The sequence below is a fragment of the Wolbachia endosymbiont (group A) of Therophilus tumidulus genome, from assembly GCF_964277345.1.
GTDB lineage: Bacteria > Pseudomonadota > Alphaproteobacteria > Rickettsiales > Anaplasmataceae > Wolbachia > Wolbachia pipientis.
Genome location: NZ_OZ195515.1, coordinates 70,285 through 89,641, shown reverse-complemented (window position 1 = coordinate 89,641; position 19,357 = coordinate 70,285). Strand labels below are relative to the sequence as shown.

Here is a 19,357-nt window from a genome sequence, read left to right as displayed (position 1 = left end):
TCACTCCTCTATCTTTTCAATAACTACATTATGATTTGTATAAACACATATATCGCCAGCTATCTTCATAGCCTTTTTCGCAATTTCCTCTATTGATATTCCTTTAATGTCAATTAAAGCTCTTGCTGCAGATAGAGCAAAATTTCCCCCAGAGCCAATAGCTGCGACTCCATCTTCAGGTTCAAGAACATCACCTGTTCCCGTAATTACTAATGAAATAGATTTATCTGCAACGATCATCATAGCTTCTAATTTCCTCAGATATTTATCCATTCTCCAGTCTTTTGCAAGTTCAACACATGCTCTCATTAATTGCCCTGGGTGCTTGTCAAGTTTAGATTCTAATCTTTCAAAAAGAGTAAATGCGTCGGCTGTTGCCCCGGCAAATCCAGCAATTACGGAATCACCAGAAAGACGCCTAACTTTTTTTGCTCCAGATTTTATAACAGTGTGGCCCAGTGAAACTTGTCCGTCACCTATTACTACTACACTTTTATCTTTTCTAATTGATAATATAGTAGTGCCATACATTTTATTGTTATCGTGTTGAATCATTTTTCTATCACTTTAAATAAGAATCTCATTATACTTTAATCTTTAGTCAAATTTACTAAATATGTTCAACTATAGCTTATAATATAATACCTTCCTTATAACATTTAAAGTGCAGATGCAAAACATAATTCACCCAGATTTGGAAAAAAGTATAAATAATTGGTTCGAAGCAAAATTTAATGGCCTTACATCGCCATTTTATAGCTCTATAGATCTTAGAAACTCTGGCTATAAAATCGTTCCAGTAGACGCTAATTTATTTCCTGCGGGGTTCAATAACTTAAGTGAAGAATCAAGAACAATGGCAGCAAGATTGATAAAAAGCTACTTTAAAAGACATCAATACAAAAAGGTTCTTATAATACCGGAAAATTATACACGCAATAAAATGTATATAGAAAACGTATTTGTTATAGAGAAAGTACTACAACTCGCAGGTTTTGAAACTAGAATTGGCCTTTTACATAATGAAGTATACAATTTAATAGAACAGTATGAAACTGTTGTGAAAGAAAACTCTCTGCTAAAGACAACTTCAGGATTTGTGCCTGATGTTATTATACTGAACCGTGATATGACGAGCCACATTCCAGACACGCTAAAAGACGTAAAGCAAGATATAGTACCAAGCCCACTATACGGTTGGCATAGCAGACAGAAATTTAAGTATTTTGAAATCTATCAAGAATTAGCGTCTGAGTTTTGTAGCGAATTTAAAATGGACCCATGGCTAATTTCTGTGCTTACAGAAAGCTGTGATGGAGTCGATTTTGATGATGATTCATCACTAAAAGCAATAGCGGCTAAAGTTGACCAAATATTATCTCTAGTGCAAAAAAAATACGAAGAATATAAAATAAAAACACAACCTTACGTTTTTATCAAAGCAAGCAATGGCACATATGGGATGGGCATTATAACAGCAACAAGTGGAGAGGAAATATTAAACCTCAATAAAAAAAAGCGTCATAAAATGAAAAAGATAAAAGAAGGAATAGCAATCAATAGCGTTATTATACAAGAAGGTGTACCAACCATTGACATGTTTAAAAGCAGTTCTGCAGAACCGCTAATATACTATATAGGAGATACTTCAACATGTTACTTATACCGATGTAATAGCAGAAAAGATGTATATTCTAGCTTGAATGCCACTGACTGTGAGTTTCATGATGTTAGCCAGGTTGTGGAAGGTAAAATTCTATCACTTTGGAGTATTGTTAGCAAATTAGCAGTACTAGCGTTGGCAGTAGAAATAAAATCTTTTCATCCCTAATTCTTATACCTCTACAGTGCTGTCATTAGAATGACCGTTTATATTATGAACATCATCAAGTTCAGTGGAAGGATCATCATTGACAGGTTGATTAAACAACTTATCAAGTTGAACTGCAAGAAATACTGCACTATATATTATGCTGACTGTTACGCTTAAGTTGAAATTATAGATTATACCACTACCCAAGTTTATTGGTATAGTTGGAGTTTCTATCCTTCTTAATATGAAGTTTAATAAACCTAACGACAAAGTTAATGTGCTGATAATAAGGTCCTTCTTACACTTAGCAGACTTTTCAGGATCCTTATTATCCAGATATTTCTTGCATGTATAATAATAGCTTATAGGTTCTGAAATGAACAAAAATAGGATCGTTGATGTTGAACTAATATAACTTGTTACATCTGCATTACCTCTAGCCAAAAAATGGATGACTTTCAACATCATCAATGCTTCTATGGTGCTGCTTGCAAGGTTAGCCGATTTACCCAAAATTTTTGCTAATTCTTTTTTACCCTTAGGGTCTTTATAATCTTTTACCAAATCCCGTAAGATAAATGCAGAATGGGCAATGTATAGGGTAGATGTCGGAAATTTCACCCATCGGGCAACATTCTTTATAAAGGAGATATTGGATCTATTATTGTCAATGAACTCGCAGCAAAATTGCAGTGAAATCTTACACAATAGGGCTGTTAAACCTGTTGTGATGCAGATTACCTTTCTGATATCATGATTATAAGCATCATGTACCTTTTGTGCGGGCGTGTTAGATTTCTTTTTTAGCTTGTTTAGCATAAAATAGTTAATAAAATAATAACTTTCTGTTATTCTATCACATAAAATCCTAAAAGAAAAGCCCTATGAATCAGGACTTTAAGGGAGATTTATGCACAAATCGGCTAAGCATTTTATAAACAAGGGATCGGTACTGAGAGTTGGCACACGAAAGTAATATCCATCCTTGATAATTGCTTTATATTCTATATCAAGTTCAACTAGAGTTTCTGAATGCTCAGAAACAAAAGATATAGGTGATAGAACTACAGGTACACCATCAGCTTTTGCGCGTAATAGCTCACTTTCAGTGCTTGGCTCTAGCCATTTTACAGGACCAATCTTACTCTGATAACATATTGACCAATCTAAGTTATTGATAGCTAACTTTTCTACTATTAACTCTACGCTTCTTTCTACCTGTGAAGCGTAAGGGTCGCCCTTTTTAATGATACTAAGAGGTAAGCTATGGGCTGAAAATAGGACTCTTGGTTTACCGATTTTGCTAGCCAATTTATAGTACTTAGCTATCAGATTAGCGTGAGCTTCAATAAAATCTTGGTTATCATAATAACGGTGAATCATTTTTGTATTGCATTTTAGGCCATACCGTTTAGCATTTTTTTGCCAATTCTCGATGGATGACAGAGTTGTGGTAGTTGAATATTGTGGATACAGTGGCAACAGAATTACTTCGTCAGGATCAAATTGTTTTACACTTTTAACAACTTCGTCGGCAAAAGGGTGCCAGTAGCGCATGCAGATGAATACCTTGTATACATGGTTTCTATCTTCATTTAATTTTAGTTCTAAAGCATTAACTTGTGCTTTCGTATTATCCAAAATCGGCGATTTGCCTCCGATTTGCTCATATATTTCTCGTGCAGTATTTTCTCGTTTCGCAGATATAAACTTTGCTAAAAGAAACCGAAAGGGATTCGGTAGATTGATTATTCTCCTGTCATAAAAAAGGTTGAATAAAAAAGGACGAACCGCATTCAATGAATTAGGTCCGCCAAGGTTAAATAAGATAACTGCCTTTTTCACCTACGCACTACTACAACAAGTTACTTTTGGGGTGCCTATAAAATTAGCTACACACTCATCAAATTTAGTTATGGGCACTAAATTTCTTACACTTGCATACAATAAATGACCTGATCTCTGCAGGTTACTCTTGGTAGATGTGAAGCTCCAATCGAAAAATGTATCGACAAAAAGACTTGGTACCGTTTCAAGAAGTTCAACAGCAGCTAAAGATAGCATTATACAACTTTGCAGGACATTCAGAAGAACCTTGAGGGGAAAAAGTAAAACTTTAACGAAAAGAGAGGTGCTATTTGTTTCATCCAGTAGTCGCCCTGAGTTAGGCGAATTATACTCGGTGTGTTTTCTATTTTGATCAAAGATAGGAAATTTTATAGTATCTTTCTTAAATTCCGCGTCTATTTCTTTTCTACTATGGTTAGTGATTTTTTCCATTAACTTCTCACGCAGATGAAAAGTTCTGACAATAAAACATGTGGCAATCATTAAGGAAGCACATAAAAGTGCGCATTGCATGAGGCTCATACTGCCTAGCATAGCTGGCAGTGCAAAACAAACAAGCGGTGCTATGATTGTCATTTCAAGAAATGGAATAGTGTTTCTTTTCATTGCAAAAGCAGCACCTTTTTTTAATTCTGTATTATGATGTAAGCTATATTCCAAAAAGCTTAAAAAGGCCAAATTAAAAGTTAAAAATCCTTTTGTTCCACAAAAAAGTGATGACTTAAAGTTACTTACTAATTTTTTAGTAGTAGATTTAGCTTGTTTTTTAGTGGTAGGCTCAGCTTGTTTAGTAGTGTTATTTTTACAACATTCACCCATACAATACCTCCTTGATGGTTTATTCTTAACTATAAATAAAAAATCACTTTTATGAAATTAAAATTTATAATAAGATAAATCTATAAATATACTATTTTACTTAATATGAGGGAATAATATGGCAATTGAGAAGACACTTTCAATATTAAAACCTGATGCAGTAAAAAATAATATTACAGGCAATATAAATTCCTACATCGAACAATCTGGGCTGAAAATCACAGCACAAAAAATGATGTTACTAACAAAAAAACAAGCAGAGCTGTTTTATGAAATTCATAAAGATAGGCCTTTTTTTGGGGAATTAGTAGAGTTTATGACCTCTGGTTCTGTGGTAGTTCAAGTTTTAGTTGGTGAAAATGCAGTAAGTAAATACAGACAAATCATGGGAGCTACCAATCCAAAGCAGGCAGATAAAGGCACAATCAGGGGTGATTTTGCTGATGATATTAGTGAAAATAGAGTCCACGGCTCGGATAGTCTAGAAAATGCTCGTAAGGAGATAGCTTTCTTTTTTGCTGAATGTGAGTTGGTGTAGTTAACTCAGATTGGCGTCATCCAAGTAGCTGACAACATAGAAACGAAAAAACTTGCTTGACACCCTCCGCCAGCCCCCTTATCATGAAACTGAAGCTATTGTATTTGCTTTCGCCAATCTGCAGATTAAAAGGTAAGGATTACTTAATGTATCGGCGTCTTATGTTCAATTTTTTGCAGTATATAGATACTGTATGTCTTTACAAAACTTCATCTACATCTAGGTTTTTATCTAAATAAGCTGAACGCGCTTATAAAGCGTTACAAGACATCAAAAAATGCCAATACTCGACAGAGATAGTAAAAGACTAGCTAACTCGGGGATTCTTTGTCTTTTTTTCTGCTTAGTAAATTTCTTAAACATTTGCAGCGTAAGTTAGTTGCAATTAAAAGCGGCTGAATCTCGCTTGTCAAGCGTTTAAAACATAAAAAACGCCAATATTTTAAAGCGGATAATAACCCCAGGGCTTCTTTTGCCTTTTTTTTCATTTGGTAAATTTCTTAATATTTATAGCTAAAGTAATTTAAAAGTCCGTGAAGGGTGTCATGCCAGTGCTTGACACTGGCATCCAGTTTTCCATATAATCTCATCAAAAATGTTTATTTTCTAGCTACTTTTATACTTATCAACCCAGTATGCTTACTTACAATTAAAATTTCTGGATCCCAGTGTCTGGGCACTGGGATGACAGCTAGCCTGACAACCGTCATCCCGCTACGTGTTAGCGGCCAAGAGATACCGCGGCGGTATGAAGGTTCGCGGCGGGACCCAAGTAGTCAAGGCTACTCAGATGACAAAGGAGAGCTGCTCGGATGATACCTTTTTCTACTTAGTTTGGGTTATGCAAGAAGTTTATTATAATCAGGCTTTAAGTGTGCGGAAGTAATTTTTTTCGTTAAAGTAAAAAATTTTTTCTATAGCTAATCGAAGTAAGATCAAGAGAAACTTACCACTTTCTTTACAAAGGGTTTGATGTTACCATTTGACTGCCTATTCTGAATTTATTGAATGAACGTTAACATAAAAAATCTAGTTCATGCTTTCTCTAAATTGCCAAGTTTAGGGCCATCATCATCACGCAGGTTAGTTATACATTTACTCCAAAACAAAGAAAAAGTTATGCTACCACTTGCATCTTTGATTAAAGAGCTAGCAGATCTTATAATAGAGTGTGAAGTTTGCGGAAATCTAGATACTAAGTCACCTTGTTCTATTTGTACTAACCCAAAACGTGACACTAAGTTACTGTGTGTAGTAGAAGAATTAGGTGATCTATGGGCGTTTGAAAAAGGAAATATATATTCAGGTTTATACCATGTTTTGGGTGGCAGATTGTCTGCAATAAATGGCATAGGTCCAAAAGAACTCAACCTTGACACTATTCTGAAAAGAGTGACAGAGTCTAAAATTGAAGAGATAATTATCGCAATTAATCCGACATTAGAGGGCCAAGTTACTGCACAATATATAATTGAATTGCTAAAAAATTTGGATGTGAAAATATCACGCCTTGCTTGCGGCATACCAATGGGCGGAGAAATTGACTATCTTGATGAAGGAACGCTGAGGATAGCACTTACTTCAAGACAAGAATATGAGTTAAATATAAAATAAGACATGTGCTTAAAAAAACTTATATCGCTAATAACATTCAAAAAGAAAAAAATAGTGCCACCACTTAAAGTGGTGGCTTGGGAAAATGACCACCTAAACTATAAGCAATTTTCAGGTAAATTCAACACTATAATTAAAACAATTGATCAGTCTTTTACAATAATATCTTTGGAAGGATATGATGGATGGGGCAAGACGTTTTTTTTGAAAGAATGGGTAAAAGAGTTAAAACAGCAAAATGAAATTGCAGCTTATTATAGTGCATGGGATATCAATGCATTGGACCAACCACTGCCTTCTTTTTTAAATTTCCTATTTGAAGATTTATTTGTATCGTATAAAGTAAAAAGAAGTGTTATACAACAGTTCAAGAACATAAACCAAGAGCTATTTTCTCTAAACACACTAGGAAAGCTGATCAGTAAATCTCCACTTGCTATGCTTTCAGTATTTCTTGATGCTGCAAAAGAGGCTGATAAAAAAGACATAGGTTTTGTCTTGAGTGAATTAAGTCTTCTCCAAAGAAGAAAAGAGAGTACTAGAGATTTTAAAACACAGTTAGCGGATGTGGTTAATAAAATCAGAAAAGACAAAAACATTTATATAATGGTGGATAATCTTGATGTGTGCCGTCCTAAATTCGTTGTCGATTTTTTGGAATCTATAAAGTATATGCTTGATGTGGAGGGGCTGGTTTTCATTATTTCTGTAAGTAAAGATAAGAGTAATGTACAAAGAGCAATCAGCACAATACTTGGACCAAATTTTGACCTAAAATCTTTTACTGATCTCTCTTTACATTTGCCAAAACAACCGATAGAAAAATTTACAAAAGAACTATTTGAAAATATTAAATTACCGAAAAAGTCAAAAAATTTGATTGTAGATAGTTTTATATTTTATGCAGAAAGCCTGTCACTATCGTTAAAAACAATAGAATACTGCGTAAAAAAAATAAAGCTGTGTCTTCTGAATCACACAAGAGAAGAATTACCTGATCCGAATTTGTTTTCATTTTTGGTAATACTGCAATCGATAAATATTGATATATATGAGGAATTAGGTTTTTCATATCAAAGAGCATTGGAAAAAATTGAAAATGAATATAAATCTTTAGTTCTAAATGGTCAAGAAGAATGGGAAAAACTTAAAACCTCTCTAGAAACTGCTTTTGCAGAGAGGGAGTCAAAAATTAACAAAGCTATAAAGGATATACTATTTTGAAAAGATACCCTACCTTTACATATACAAAGATAGGGTAACATTTGATTAACGCCCTTTTACTATGTCATTACCTTGTTCAAACTTTCTGATTAATTCGCTTACATTGACATTAGATAATTTTTTACCTGCAGATTTGTCATTATGTGAAGCATCAGGTTTACGAAGGTCTTCCTTACTGTTACTCCTAGTAATATTACATCTAACAATGTTTGAATTATTAGACTTATCGCTTACATCTGAAATATTGCTTTTTTCACTACATGAAGACGAATTACTCGACATATTGCCTAAGCTAAAGAGCTTTTTACCTTGATAGATTGGATTCCAATCAAGTGGATTATAAGTTTTTTTGCTAGTCTCAACCTTTTGGTTATTTTGCTGTTTAGGAGAAAAACCAAGTTTTTCTCTTTCTTTCTTGCTTAGCGTTTTGAGAAATTTTACGGTTTCTAATTCATCAGTTGCTTGTACTTTATGTAAATCAAAGCTTTTTTGATGGTTATCCTGCTTAACATTTTCCATCATTTTATCTTTTATTGTTCTATCCTCATCATCAGAAGTGCTGCTACTAATATCACTGATACCACTATCCCCTGAATTGCGGCGTTGTTTGTTAGGAGTGCTATGAATGTTGTCTTCCATGAGTTTTTGCATTGTTGGGCCAAATGTTCTTCCAAGATTGCTACTCACTGTTTTATTACTATCATTTGCTTGAGAATGAGGTACATTTCGCTCAAAAATTGCTTTTATTCCAGTAAATTTAGCTTGGGAAGATTTCGGAGGAACAGGTGGGGCAACCATGCCTTTTGAGTTAATCTTTCCTTCATTTTGAGGAAAAATTTTTGGATTATTTTTTTCTACTGTAGTATTCATTTTTTTACCTCTAAACCTATTAACTAATAAAAGTATAAACTTAGAGGTATTAATTTTGTAATAACAATGCTAATAGATTACCGCAGTTTCAATAAGCATCACCAGAGGATTCTCTATATAATGCTTAAAGGCATTTAAAAACTTTGCTCCGAGTGCCCCATCAACTGCTCTATGGTCAACAGAGAGCGTTACTGTCATTATTTCTGCTATTTCTATTTTCTCATTCATAACAATTGGTTGTTTTTTAGATGCACCAACTGCCATAATGCAAGATTGCGGCGGATTGATTATAGCACTGAAGGCTTTTATACCAAACATCCCTAAGTTGGAGATAGTAAACCCTCCTCCTTGAAACTCTTCAGGTTTCAATTTTCCAGATCTTGCTCTGCTTACTAAATCTTTCACTTCTTTTGATATAGATAAAATACCCTTTTTATCAGCATTTTTTACTATAGGAGTAATTAGCCCATCTTCAAGTGCCACAGCGATTGAAATATCTATATTTGAATATCTCAGTATTTTATTATCTATCCACGAAGAATTTATATCAGGAAATTTTTTCATGCTGAAAGCCACAGCTTTGATAATTAAGTCATTAATTGTTACTTTATTGTTTTCATCTGCTGAGTTAATCTCGTTTTTTAACGATATTAACTTATCAACCTGGCAGTCTACAGTTAAATAAAAATGTGGAACATTCTGTTTGGATTCAGTCAGGCGCTGTGCTATCACTTGGCGCATGTTGCTTACTTCAACTATGGTATCTTTCTCAGGACTTTCAGTATGTATACCACTGCCTAAAAACTCCAACACATCAGCCTTAATTATGCGACCATATGGTCCTGTACCTTTTAATTGCTGCACATTAACCCCTTCATTTTGAGCTATTTTCTTAGCTAATGGGCTTATTTTTGTTCTACCTTCTGCATAACCCTCTGTCATCTGAGTAGCTGACACTGGGATCCATTCTTCTTTTCTAGATCCCAGTGTCAAGCACTGGGATGACATTGAGGGGTTGGATTCCAGCGTCACGCGCTGGAATGACACCGAAGAATGACTTATTGGCTTTCCGTTTAAATCTTGGTGTTCTGATTTTTGATTATCAACAGCACTTTTTGTCACTTCCTTTTTAACTGCACTATTGATGGAAGTTGAAGTATAGTTGTTAAGTGCACTTTCATCTTCTCCTTCTTCCAGCATTAAAGCTATTGGTTGATTTACAGACACGCCACTTGTTCCTTCTGTTACTAAAATTTTTGCTATGACTCCTTCATCTATAGATTCAAACTCCATTATGGCTTTATCAGTCTCTATCTCAGCAATTACGTCGCCTACTTCAACTTTGTCTTGTTCTTTTTTATGCCACTTTACAATTTTTCCTCCAGTTTTGCTCATTGTCGGTGAAAGAGCAGGCATTAATATTTCTATAGGCATTGATTTTGCATTTAAAGATCTATTCAATTTTTAATTTACTCTTTATCTTATGTCAACCTAATCGTGAATTATGATGAATAAGTCTGTTACACTATCCCTCACGTTATCCCAGTGCGTGACACTGGGATCTTGGTTCAGTACTATTATCCTATTGTTTTTATTATTTAGCCATAGCTTGTTTGCTAACAACTTTGTTTCAACCAAATCAAATAAGATCAACATGAGAACGGGGCCAGGGTTTCACTATCCTGTAAAATGGATATACACTTGCAAAAATCTGCCCCTGAAAGTGATAGAAGAGTTTGAGAGTTGGAAAAAGGTCTGCGATATAGATGAAGACTGCGGATGGATAAAAGGCAATCTTCTTAGTGATAAGCGCTACGCGATTGTAAAAGAAGATACTTATGGATATCAAAAACAGAGTGTAGACAGCAAGATTACTATGAAAATAGACAAGTTTGTTGTGATGAAGATAGAAAAATGCAACGAAGAATGGTGCTTTCTTTCCACCCCAAAACGCAAAGCATGGGTACAAAAAAAACATATATATGGGGTTGATTAGGTTGACAAAAGATCTGAATTAACACTAGTTTCTGGGCCTTCTGTAGCATGCTCTTCAGATGAAGCAGAGGGTTCTTGAGGCTCTGGAGACTGTACAGGGCTATCACAGAAACTCCTTAACATCTCCTCAGCGGATGAATCTAAAATTTGTACAATAGACTTTTCACTTTGTTCTCTTAGCGATTGATCCACTCTAGAAATCAACTCAGAAAACTCGCTACCTGATTTTTCAGCTTCACTTTTTATTTTACTTTCTATGCTTGCAATATTACCTTGGTCAATTTCTTCTTTTGTTATGTTGAATGACTTTGCAACATCTTGATATCCAATCTTGCAATTTCCACAACCAATTATGCAAAAAGTAATAGAATCAGATATTTCGCTTGCAGCCCAATTATGTATAGTGTAAGCCAAATAATTGTCATGGTATTTAATGCTAAATTGTTGTTCTATTAACTCAGAAATTTTATTCTTTAGAGACATAAAGCACCCTCCTACATTCGTTATACCTTTTTGTTAAGATACAGCAATTACACCATTTACTACATGCTTTACTTTAATTAATTATTAAAACAAGAGCATCATTTCCAGAGCTATATCTTTTTACCTTGATAATTCTTTTTTGACTTCCTCTTTAATTATCCCACTTATATTCACGTTAAGATCCCCTACCCAAAAATCAGTCATAGTTTCAAGATCGTATAGATCCTCTATTACTTTTTTAATAGCAGCATTTATTTCTTCTTCGTCAAATTCCTTTATAATAGGTCTAATCTTCACATACCCTGGAGAGCCTTTACCATAAATTCCTTTGCTTTTATTAATGCAGCCACCTGCACCAGATCTACTGCTTCTCAAACCACTTCCACACTCTACTGTTTCATACTTGATTTCACCATTTTCTATATATGCTATTTGATTGTCTTGTGTAGACTTCAGTTTATCTGCCTTTACAATTTTCTCCTCTAGCTTTAAATCTTGCTTATGAATTACTGTTTCCTCATAACCCTTACCACCGTATGTTCTATACTCACCTCCACCTGCAACAGTAATCAGTTGCTGGCAATGTTGCTTCTGCGAATTGCACATTTCTATGAAAACAGGTCCCCCGTCCTTATCTGAGAAGTTACTTTCCTGGTTACCCCCTCCCTCTGTGACTTGCACCTTAATTATAGGATAATTAGGATCGATTTTCAGTTTAGCTTTAATATAATCTCCTGGCATCCCTACTCTGCTTTCAGTAGAATGGCATTTTTGATTGTCACAGCCACTACCTTGTATATGACCTGCTTCACCACTTCCCCACGCTTCTATTTTAATACGATCAAATTTTATTGATAAGTCATCTGTATAAACATCTTTATTTTTATGATCATAGGATTTTTCATTATTTTTTTCAAGATCTGGTTTCTTATTTTTCAGATGTTCCTTGATTATCTCTTTTAATTTTTCTTTTAATTTCTTTTTGAGACCTTCTAAATCGAACCTACACAATTTATCAGCGTAAAAGACCTCCGTTCTGTTTGCTTTAATTGGTGCTTCTTGTTGTGTGACAACGCCATTTGTATTTTGTGAAATCTTTGTATAAAAAGGTTGAGTGTTTTCTTTGTCTACATATCGTGTTGAACGGCTGCATGTCCCAGTAAAGCAGATACAACCATCATCACCTTGATTACATTTTTCTCTATGCTCTACATCCGTCAATCTGTATACTACTTTCAGTCCTTCACCAGATTTTAATTTTTCGTCTATTTTGCTATCTTTCTTCACACAATAACTGCATTCTTCCTTCTTCTGCTCATTTTCATCAGGGAAGAAAACATACTCTTGCTTATTAAATATTATTTTATCCAACCTCTCTTGAGTTTCTTTCAAAGGGTAAACTATTTCCTTGCTTGGAAGATAATAGAACTGATTTGATTCCTTGGAGTAAACAGCATTGTATTTAGTATATCTTGTTCCCATTAATTTTAGTGGTATTATTTTATTTTCTCTTTTAAGAACAAACTCCTCTGGTTCTGGCTGCCATCCAGAAAGACAAAGCATTTTACTGTTAGAATTTCCTTTATACTTTACTTCTATTTCCGGCTGCCCAGAGTTATTAAATTCACATTGAATAGATTTGTCTTTTAACTTTTTCTCAAAATCATTAAAACTATAAAAACTTCCGCCTTTAGAACATTTAATTTGCACATCAGGAACATAGCCATATTCTTTCAGAACTTTAAATTGTTGCGGATTACTTTCTAATATACCTTCTATAATATTATCAATATTACTATCAGTTGTTTTTGCTACTATTGCTGGTTTTACTACTTTTAAAGATAGGGGGCCAATGTTTATAGGATGGTTGAGGTCAGTATTAACATTAAAAGTACAGGAACCATTACTATAGGTTCCATGTGCTTTAGCACAAGTGCTCTCACTCATCTTCATTTCTACTTTCAATGTATTTGCATTTACTATCTCCACTATCTCAGGTTCTGGAGCAGGTGGTGCAGGAAAACAGCGGATGAACTGTGGATTGTTTTCATCTATACTTTGAGTTCCAAGGTATTCAGCGCAGAGCTTATCTTTTTCTCTATAAGTTTTGAAGTAGTACGTGATGCCATCTTTGTCTAAAATAGAGCGCCACTCAGCTTTATTTTCTCCATACCCTTTAGGGAAATCTAATTTTTCTCCAATCTCTCCGTCTCTTCCTTTCAGATCACCAATGATTACCTTAACCTTAGGATTAAAGTAATCATTGTCTTTATCTGTTATAGGAACAATTCTAACTTGTGGAAGCGACATTGCAAGTTGTTCACAAAATGGAGGGGGGCCAGGTGCAAGTGGAACAGGAGCACATTTTACTGCCGTTTGGTAGCAGGTATCACAGACTTTTTCCATCTCCCCAGGACGGAAAATATTCTCACCCGAAAATACTCTAGAACCCCATGAAGAAATTCCTGACATACAAGCCCCTTTTTGACTGCAAGCACATATTTTAGGAGAGTTAGCGAATCTTCTTTTTTCCTCATCAGTAACACCGTCTGCCCATTCCCATTTAAGACCCCGAGCAATTTCTCCTCCAGCTTTTGTTTTATCTCCTTCCCAGTCGATAAAAGCTGCAGCAGAAACTCCAGCTCCTGTACCTTGCGTTCCATATATCTGGCGGCAGGATTCCCCACTTTGTAAGTCATAACAATAACTTTGTCCATCATAAGCACATACTCTAATTTTGGGATTAAAGTAACCATCAACTCCTTGATCTTTTATTGCTTGCACCTTAATTTCCTTTACCCAATCTCCACCAACTATTGCTTCCCACCAAGTATTACTTTCTACAAATGTTGGACAATCAGCATATCCTTGATACGAAAGACCAAGTATCAAAAAAAATATCAATAAGAAATTAAGCCTTACACTTCTCATAAAATACCGGTAACCACTCATTAACTTCTTCTCCTTTTTCTTTTATTGCCTCATACATATACTTTATAGTCTCTTTGTTAGCTGAAAGTACATGTATTTCTTGCATATCCTTCAAATCCAGATTTAAGGTTACTAATCCTTTGTACTGTTTTATCAAAAATAAACCTTCCTGTGTTGGCGTCTGCAGAATTATATTCAGCTCCTCTTTCGATAGAGAAAATGCCTTCATGTATAATCTATTTGCATTGACGTTCGGCATCAAGATTCTTGTATCAACATGTTTATCTAAATATTGAGTAAATTTGCTAGCAAATGCGAGATTTAAATTCTCAGTACTTAGGATTACTACAACATTTAGTTCCGTCATTCTTTGCATCCAGTTATCAAACTCTTTCTCTGTAGGAAAAATATTACTTATCTCCCATGCTTCATCCAAAACAAGTATTGCAGGCGAGCCATCACATTTTGCCTCAAAAGAATATAAAAAATAGTAAAGTATCACGGACATACATTCCTTTTGTTTTGTAAGGTTTGCGGTGTTGAGAGATATAATTTTTGTTTCCCAGTCAATATCTGATTCATCACCATCTTGAAATAAGTAAGCAAAGTCACCATCGTCACACCATCTACTTATCTTACCCCCAAGGAGCAAGAGCACCTCAGAAATTTGTGAAATAGAACGTGATTCCTTGGGTATAGCAAATATAGAATCCACAATTTTTCTTATCTTTTCTTCTACGTCCACCAAGCTCGTATCGGCTACCATTCTTCTGATCAGTTCAACCAACATATTGCGATTGGAAGCACTATCTTCAATGTTTAGTGGATTAAATTTTAGGCTTTTGTCCTTATATTTTGGATCGATTATGTAATATTTACCACTCACTGCTTTAGTAAAAATTATTGATTTTCCAGTGTTATCCAATATGACAATTCTTGGGTTAAACTTTCTTGATTCTGATAATAGAAAATTAATGAGTGAAGTTCTGCCTGAATTTGGAGCTCCGAGTATCGTAGTATGGCCATTATTTCTTTTTCCATGAAAATTAAAGAAGTAAGGATTTCCTTTTTTTGAGAAAAAAATCATTACCGCTTCTTTCCACCTTCTTCCTTTTAATGTACCTGACGTAAAATCGTGCAGCATAGCAAAGCTGCAAGCGTATTTTGTTAAGATATTTTTCGGTTGCGTAATAAAAGCAAAATTGCCTGGAAGTTGTGCCCAAAAATGACTTTCCATATGTAAATCAGTTCTAAACATCATGAAGCCAACTAATGACATTATAGAAGATAAATCACTAATACTTTCAGCTAACTTATTCCTATCATCTGCAAATATTGTAAAAATAATTTTCTGTTGGCAGAAGTCTATACTAGAGGTCTTTTCAAGCTCTATTATTTCTTCAATTCCTGAGCTTTTAAGTAAGGTATTATCCTCACTAATTTGCAGCATGTTGATTTGTTTTTTAAATTCTTTTATTGCTTTGTTATTACTAGTAAATATCATTATTTCTGTAATGATAAATTCAGATTCAAGCTGCAAGCATCTATCTATATTACCTAAAGAGATTTCCCGGTATTCTTTTATGCTGAAAATAGAGCCAAATTTCTGTTGATTTTCAAATATTGTTTGAAACGTATTGAAACCAAAAGCTATTTTAAAATTTCTAATATATTGCGACAGGTCCCTTTCATGTATTGGATAATCTTTGTGCGTTAATGTAACAATATAGTGGAGAAATTCTATCATTTCAGAATATATTTTACCTTCACTAAACCTTAGACTCAGTTTTTTAGCTCCAAAAGGTCCTAAATCATTTTGAATTACGTCAGTTATCTTTTGCAACTCCTGATGGCTTTCTTGTAAAGACAACTTATGCTTATTCTTTATTCTATTGAAAAAAAACGAATTATTAGTATGCTTGCCAAAATCGCTAAACAATATTACAATGTATAGTTCATTTATATACTGTAATTTACTATCAGTTAGTTTATTAAACCACGTTGAATGTAGGTTGTCAGAGAAGTCTTCAGTTTTATTCCATTTCAAGCTCAGTTTATTGCGCTTTCTAACGGTATGAATCCAAACGGTAAAACACAGGCTATTAATATTTTTTGATATGCTTTTTCTAATTTCAGTTCTGAGGTCGCTGTAGTTATCAACAGAAGAATAATCTTCTAACTTGATTATTTTTAACAATTCTCCCTGTTTTGTTAGTATGGTTTCTTCATCGTAATGACAAGCATAAGGAACAAAATCTAAATCAATGCTTTCTAGTAATGCTAAGTTGTTCTTTTTTTTAAGCTTAGAGTTAACTGTTGGTACTTTTAACTGCATATGCGTATTCAATAAAGATAATTAAAAAAGATAAAAATACTATCTTAATTTTTATCTTTTTTTTCGCTATCGGATTGTAATTTTATATCTTTTGCAAAGTTAAATTTTTCTTTTAAGTAGTCTGTTGCCTTTTCTGTACTACCGAACATCAGGACCAGTACACCAAACATTATCATAAAAAAGATTAGACCTCTGAACACTACTGCAAGTATCACTGCAGCTATACACAACCCTATGATTGTTGAAGGACTCATATTTTCTACAGTATCTTTAATTGAAAATGAAGAAATAAAATTTTTTACCGTTTCTTGTACATCCTTTAACTCATCACTCACCGAACTTGCTTCGCTAGAATATGATGCAAAAATGAAACTTAATAAGGCTATAAAAACCAAAACTTTATTCAATTGAATGCGCATCAACTAAATACCTTTTAAACATTTCTTAAATATAACAACTTTTATATCAATAGGCAAGAACTGAATTCACTTATCCACTACAAGTAACACATATTTAATTTTTACAGACGTGAACATGCTGTAAGCTCTTATCATCAACAAGAGGACTCACATTAATGGATGTTAATTTACTTGATAGGAAGTTTGAATGCAATTCAGCTACTGCTGCTATAGCAAGCACTGCAACCATAGCAAGTAGTCCTGCTCCTATCAATCCTGATGTCATTGCTCCTGCAACAATGCACCCTATTGTGGAGAGAGCACAACCTGCTACAAGTGCAACGTGAAGATTTCTGTTATTGGGTTGGTTTTTAAGTAGGATATCTTTCTTAACTTGATCTGGATTTGCTTGACCATCTGAGTTTTCATTTTCTTGCATTTTTGGCTCTTTTTTTACAGTCTGCTCTGGCTGCACTTGAGTCTCGTTTTCTTTTGGGGATTCCAAATTTGATTCTAATAACTCAGTTTTTTCTCCACCCTCTGGTTGTAAGCCATTATCTTCTTCAACAGAGCTCAATGTTGAGTTTAAACTTTCCTCAGATGAAGTGCTTGCTATTGATGTTAAACTGTTTTTTCTACTATTTATTGGTGATATCGAGTTTTTTTCACTCAGTCCAGGTGAGTTTATTCCACTATCTGAGTCATTGCCACTACTGAGTTTAGAAGTTTTCTTCTCCTCTATTTCTTTCACAACCTTGCTATATTTTTCAAACACTTCCTCTGCAACATCTGAATTACTAAGTATTTTATTATCACCACTTTTTTTCTCAGCTACATTCAAGGGTGTTTCTTGTGTGTTGTTTTGCTCTTCAATATGTTTTAGCTGCATTTGATCTTCAATATTTTCTTCAACAGCATTTGGTATTGAGCTTACACTGCTGCTCCTGTTAGTAATATCCAAAATTGTTTTTACTATTTTTCCTCTTATTGTTTGTGGTCTTTGTGATTGTTCTCTTTCATTGTTAAATACTGTAGGTACAGCTAGTTCTTCTGATTTTATTACTTCATCTTTCAATGCAGGAAGAAAGTTTTCGATATAATACTTATAATGTTTTTGATATTCCTCTTGTTTTTCTGGTGATTTTTCTAATTGTTCTCTCAGCGATTTTTCTAATTCAGTTAATACCTCAGGACTAGCTCCTTCCTTGAACAACTCTATGCATTTTTTGATAGTTCCATCTCCATTTTTTTTTGGGCTTTTATGATTATGTGTTTTTTTTGTTACCTTTTTGTATATAGTGTCGTGCAATTGTTGGTTAATATCTTTTTTAGAACTTAGCATAGACTCCTCCATACATAACAAAATGTATAGATACCTCTTTAGCGTTAATTTTACATTAAAACTGGGCAATTATGCCCTATAATGGGCTCTTTCAGAGATAATTATGACTTGCTTACTGGTTAACTATTTGCTTTGCTGCTTCTACAGATTTGCGTTCAATATGATTGTTTGCCTGTTGAACTAACATATTCACTACTTCTTTTACAGGCTTTTCCCTATCAACCATGCCAACACTTTGGCCAGCCATTAGAGATCCTGTTTCAACATCTCCATCAATTACTGCTCTTCTTAAAGCTCCAGCCCAGAATTTTTCTATTTCAAGCTGCCCATCTTCTTTTGAGATCTGGCCCTTTTGGTATTCATCAATAACTTCTTTTTGACGCTTCATGAAGTCATCACTTGCTTTGTTGGCTATAGCTCTTACAGGAATTACAGGAAAATCAGCACTTATCTGTACAGAAGGTATTGCATTACGTGCGGCCGATTTAATAAACACTTCCTTGAAATTTTTGTGGGCAATTGACTCATTAGTGCAGACAAATAATGTACCTATTTGACAGCCACTTGCTCCCATTTCCAGGTAATTAATTATCATTTCACCTCTTCCTATTCCACCTGCAACAAACACTGGTATTTGTTCATTTTTAAAATGAGGCAATATCTCTTGTGCAAGAACAGAAGTGCTAACTGGACCTATATGCCCACCTGCTTCCATTCCTTCTATTATTAATGCATCTACTCCCATTTTTACTAACCTTTTCGCAAGGCTTAATGCTGGTGCAAAGCACATAACTTTAATGCCTGCACCCTTGATTTTTTCTATATTAGGCTTTGTTGGCAGTCCACCGGCAAGCACTATATGGCTCACTTTCGTTTCAATACACACATCTATCAACTCACTCAACTTTGGGTGCATAGTAATTAGATTTACACCAAATGGCTTGTTAGTTAATTGCTGCGTCTCTATGATTTCTTTTTTTAGCAAGTCTGGAAACATTGCACCACATGCAATCACACCAAAACCACCAGCGTTTGAGATTGCTGAGACCAAGTTTCTCTCTGAAACCCAGCTCATAGCACCACCCATTATAGCAAACTCACTGCCAAGAAAATCTGTTCCTTTTTTCCAGAGGCTACTTAACATATA

Annotated in this window: 17 protein-coding genes; 5 read left to right on the top strand and 12 right to left on the bottom strand. The window is 34.4% G+C overall.

Annotated features, from left to right (window positions below):
- Positions 1–555 carry an ATP-dependent protease subunit HslV gene (gene hslV, locus ACICQD_RS00510; RefSeq protein ID WP_006280198.1) on the bottom strand — a complete coding sequence of 185 codons (555 nt, stop codon included), beginning with the start codon at positions 553–555 and terminating at the stop codon, positions 1–3.
- A gap of 115 nt (positions 556–670) precedes the next feature.
- On the opposite strand from hslV, the gene gshA reads away from it, so the two are divergent.
- On the top strand, positions 671–1,831 hold the full coding sequence (gene gshA, locus ACICQD_RS00505; RefSeq protein WP_341821940.1) for a glutamate--cysteine ligase: 1,161 nt from the start codon (positions 671–673) through the stop codon (positions 1,829–1,831).
- A gap of 3 nt (positions 1,832–1,834) precedes the next feature.
- On the opposite strand, the gene ACICQD_RS00500 is transcribed toward gshA, so the two are convergent.
- From ACICQD_RS00500 to ACICQD_RS00490, 3 genes are all read right to left on the bottom strand, one after another.
- Positions 1,835–2,632: a hypothetical protein gene (locus ACICQD_RS00500; RefSeq protein WP_209472377.1), complete on the bottom strand. Its 798-nt coding sequence runs from the start codon at positions 2,630–2,632 to the stop codon at positions 1,835–1,837.
- A 78-nt stretch (positions 2,633–2,710) separates the two neighbouring features.
- Positions 2,711–3,658, bottom strand: coding sequence for a ferrochelatase (gene hemH / locus ACICQD_RS00495; protein WP_209472379.1), 948 nt, complete (start codon positions 3,656–3,658; stop codon positions 2,711–2,713).
- Positions 3,659–4,480 (bottom strand): hypothetical protein, encoded by an 822-nt coding sequence (locus ACICQD_RS00490; RefSeq protein WP_209472381.1) that lies wholly within the window; start codon positions 4,478–4,480, stop codon positions 3,659–3,661.
- Between the two features lie 118 nt (positions 4,481–4,598).
- Here ACICQD_RS00490 and ndk point away from each other — a divergent pair, with 118 nt between their 5' ends.
- From ndk to ACICQD_RS00470, 3 genes are all read left to right on the top strand, one after another.
- Positions 4,599–5,018, top strand: coding sequence for a nucleoside-diphosphate kinase (gene ndk, locus ACICQD_RS00485; protein WP_182309846.1), 420 nt, complete (start codon positions 4,599–4,601; stop codon positions 5,016–5,018).
- A gap of 1,008 nt (positions 5,019–6,026) precedes the next feature.
- Entirely contained in the window at positions 6,027–6,632 is a 606-nt protein-coding gene (gene recR, locus ACICQD_RS00475) for a recombination mediator RecR (protein WP_010963080.1), read from the top strand.
- A gap of 3 nt (positions 6,633–6,635) precedes the next feature.
- Positions 6,636–7,856: a P-loop NTPase fold protein gene (locus tag ACICQD_RS00470; RefSeq protein WP_253303549.1), complete on the top strand. Its 1,221-nt coding sequence runs from the start codon at positions 6,636–6,638 to the stop codon at positions 7,854–7,856.
- Between the two features lie 45 nt (positions 7,857–7,901).
- Here the strand turns inward: ACICQD_RS00470 and ACICQD_RS00465 are convergent, their stop codons facing one another.
- Both ACICQD_RS00465 and ACICQD_RS00460 read right to left on the bottom strand, forming a co-directional pair.
- Positions 7,902–8,726, bottom strand: coding sequence for a hypothetical protein (locus ACICQD_RS00465; RefSeq protein ID WP_209472386.1), 825 nt, complete (start codon positions 8,724–8,726; stop codon positions 7,902–7,904).
- A gap of 69 nt (positions 8,727–8,795) precedes the next feature.
- Positions 8,796–10,160: a pyruvate dehydrogenase complex dihydrolipoamide acetyltransferase gene (locus ACICQD_RS00460; protein WP_395461457.1), complete on the bottom strand. Its 1,365-nt coding sequence runs from the start codon at positions 10,158–10,160 to the stop codon at positions 8,796–8,798.
- A gap of 70 nt (positions 10,161–10,230) precedes the next feature.
- On the opposite strand from ACICQD_RS00460, the gene ACICQD_RS00455 reads away from it, so the two are divergent.
- Positions 10,231–10,722, top strand: a complete 492-nt coding sequence (locus tag ACICQD_RS00455) for an SH3 domain-containing protein (protein ID WP_007551030.1) — start codon at positions 10,231–10,233, stop codon at positions 10,720–10,722.
- Here ACICQD_RS00455 and ACICQD_RS00450 read toward each other — a convergent pair.
- The 6 genes from ACICQD_RS00450 to ACICQD_RS00425 form a co-directional block, all read right to left on the bottom strand.
- A complete protein-coding gene (locus ACICQD_RS00450) occupies positions 10,719–11,204 on the bottom strand; it encodes a hypothetical protein (protein WP_265024126.1) in 486 nt (161 codons plus the stop codon). The genes ACICQD_RS00455 and ACICQD_RS00450 overlap by 4 nt on opposite strands.
- A gap of 120 nt (positions 11,205–11,324) precedes the next feature.
- Positions 11,325–14,135 carry a hypothetical protein gene (locus tag ACICQD_RS00445; RefSeq protein ID WP_395461456.1) on the bottom strand — a complete coding sequence of 937 codons (2,811 nt, stop codon included), beginning with the start codon at positions 14,133–14,135 and terminating at the stop codon, positions 11,325–11,327.
- Positions 14,116–16,470, bottom strand: a complete 2,355-nt coding sequence (locus ACICQD_RS00440; RefSeq protein ID WP_010082026.1) for a hypothetical protein — start codon at positions 16,468–16,470, stop codon at positions 14,116–14,118. Before ACICQD_RS00440 ends, ACICQD_RS00445 begins: the two co-directional genes overlap by 20 nt.
- A 44-nt stretch (positions 16,471–16,514) precedes the next feature.
- Complete coding sequence (locus ACICQD_RS00435) at positions 16,515–16,889, bottom strand: hypothetical protein (protein ID WP_265026661.1); 375 nt, start codon at positions 16,887–16,889, stop codon at positions 16,515–16,517.
- Between the two features lie 94 nt (positions 16,890–16,983).
- On the bottom strand, positions 16,984–18,210 hold the full coding sequence (locus ACICQD_RS00430) for a hypothetical protein (RefSeq protein ID WP_395461455.1): 1,227 nt from the start codon (positions 18,208–18,210) through the stop codon (positions 16,984–16,986).
- 112 nt (positions 18,211–18,322) lie between these two features.
- Positions 18,323–19,354: an NAD(P)H-dependent flavin oxidoreductase gene (locus tag ACICQD_RS00425; RefSeq protein WP_395461454.1), complete on the bottom strand. Its 1,032-nt coding sequence runs from the start codon at positions 19,352–19,354 to the stop codon at positions 18,323–18,325.
- Between the last annotated feature and the right edge of the window lie 3 nt (positions 19,355–19,357).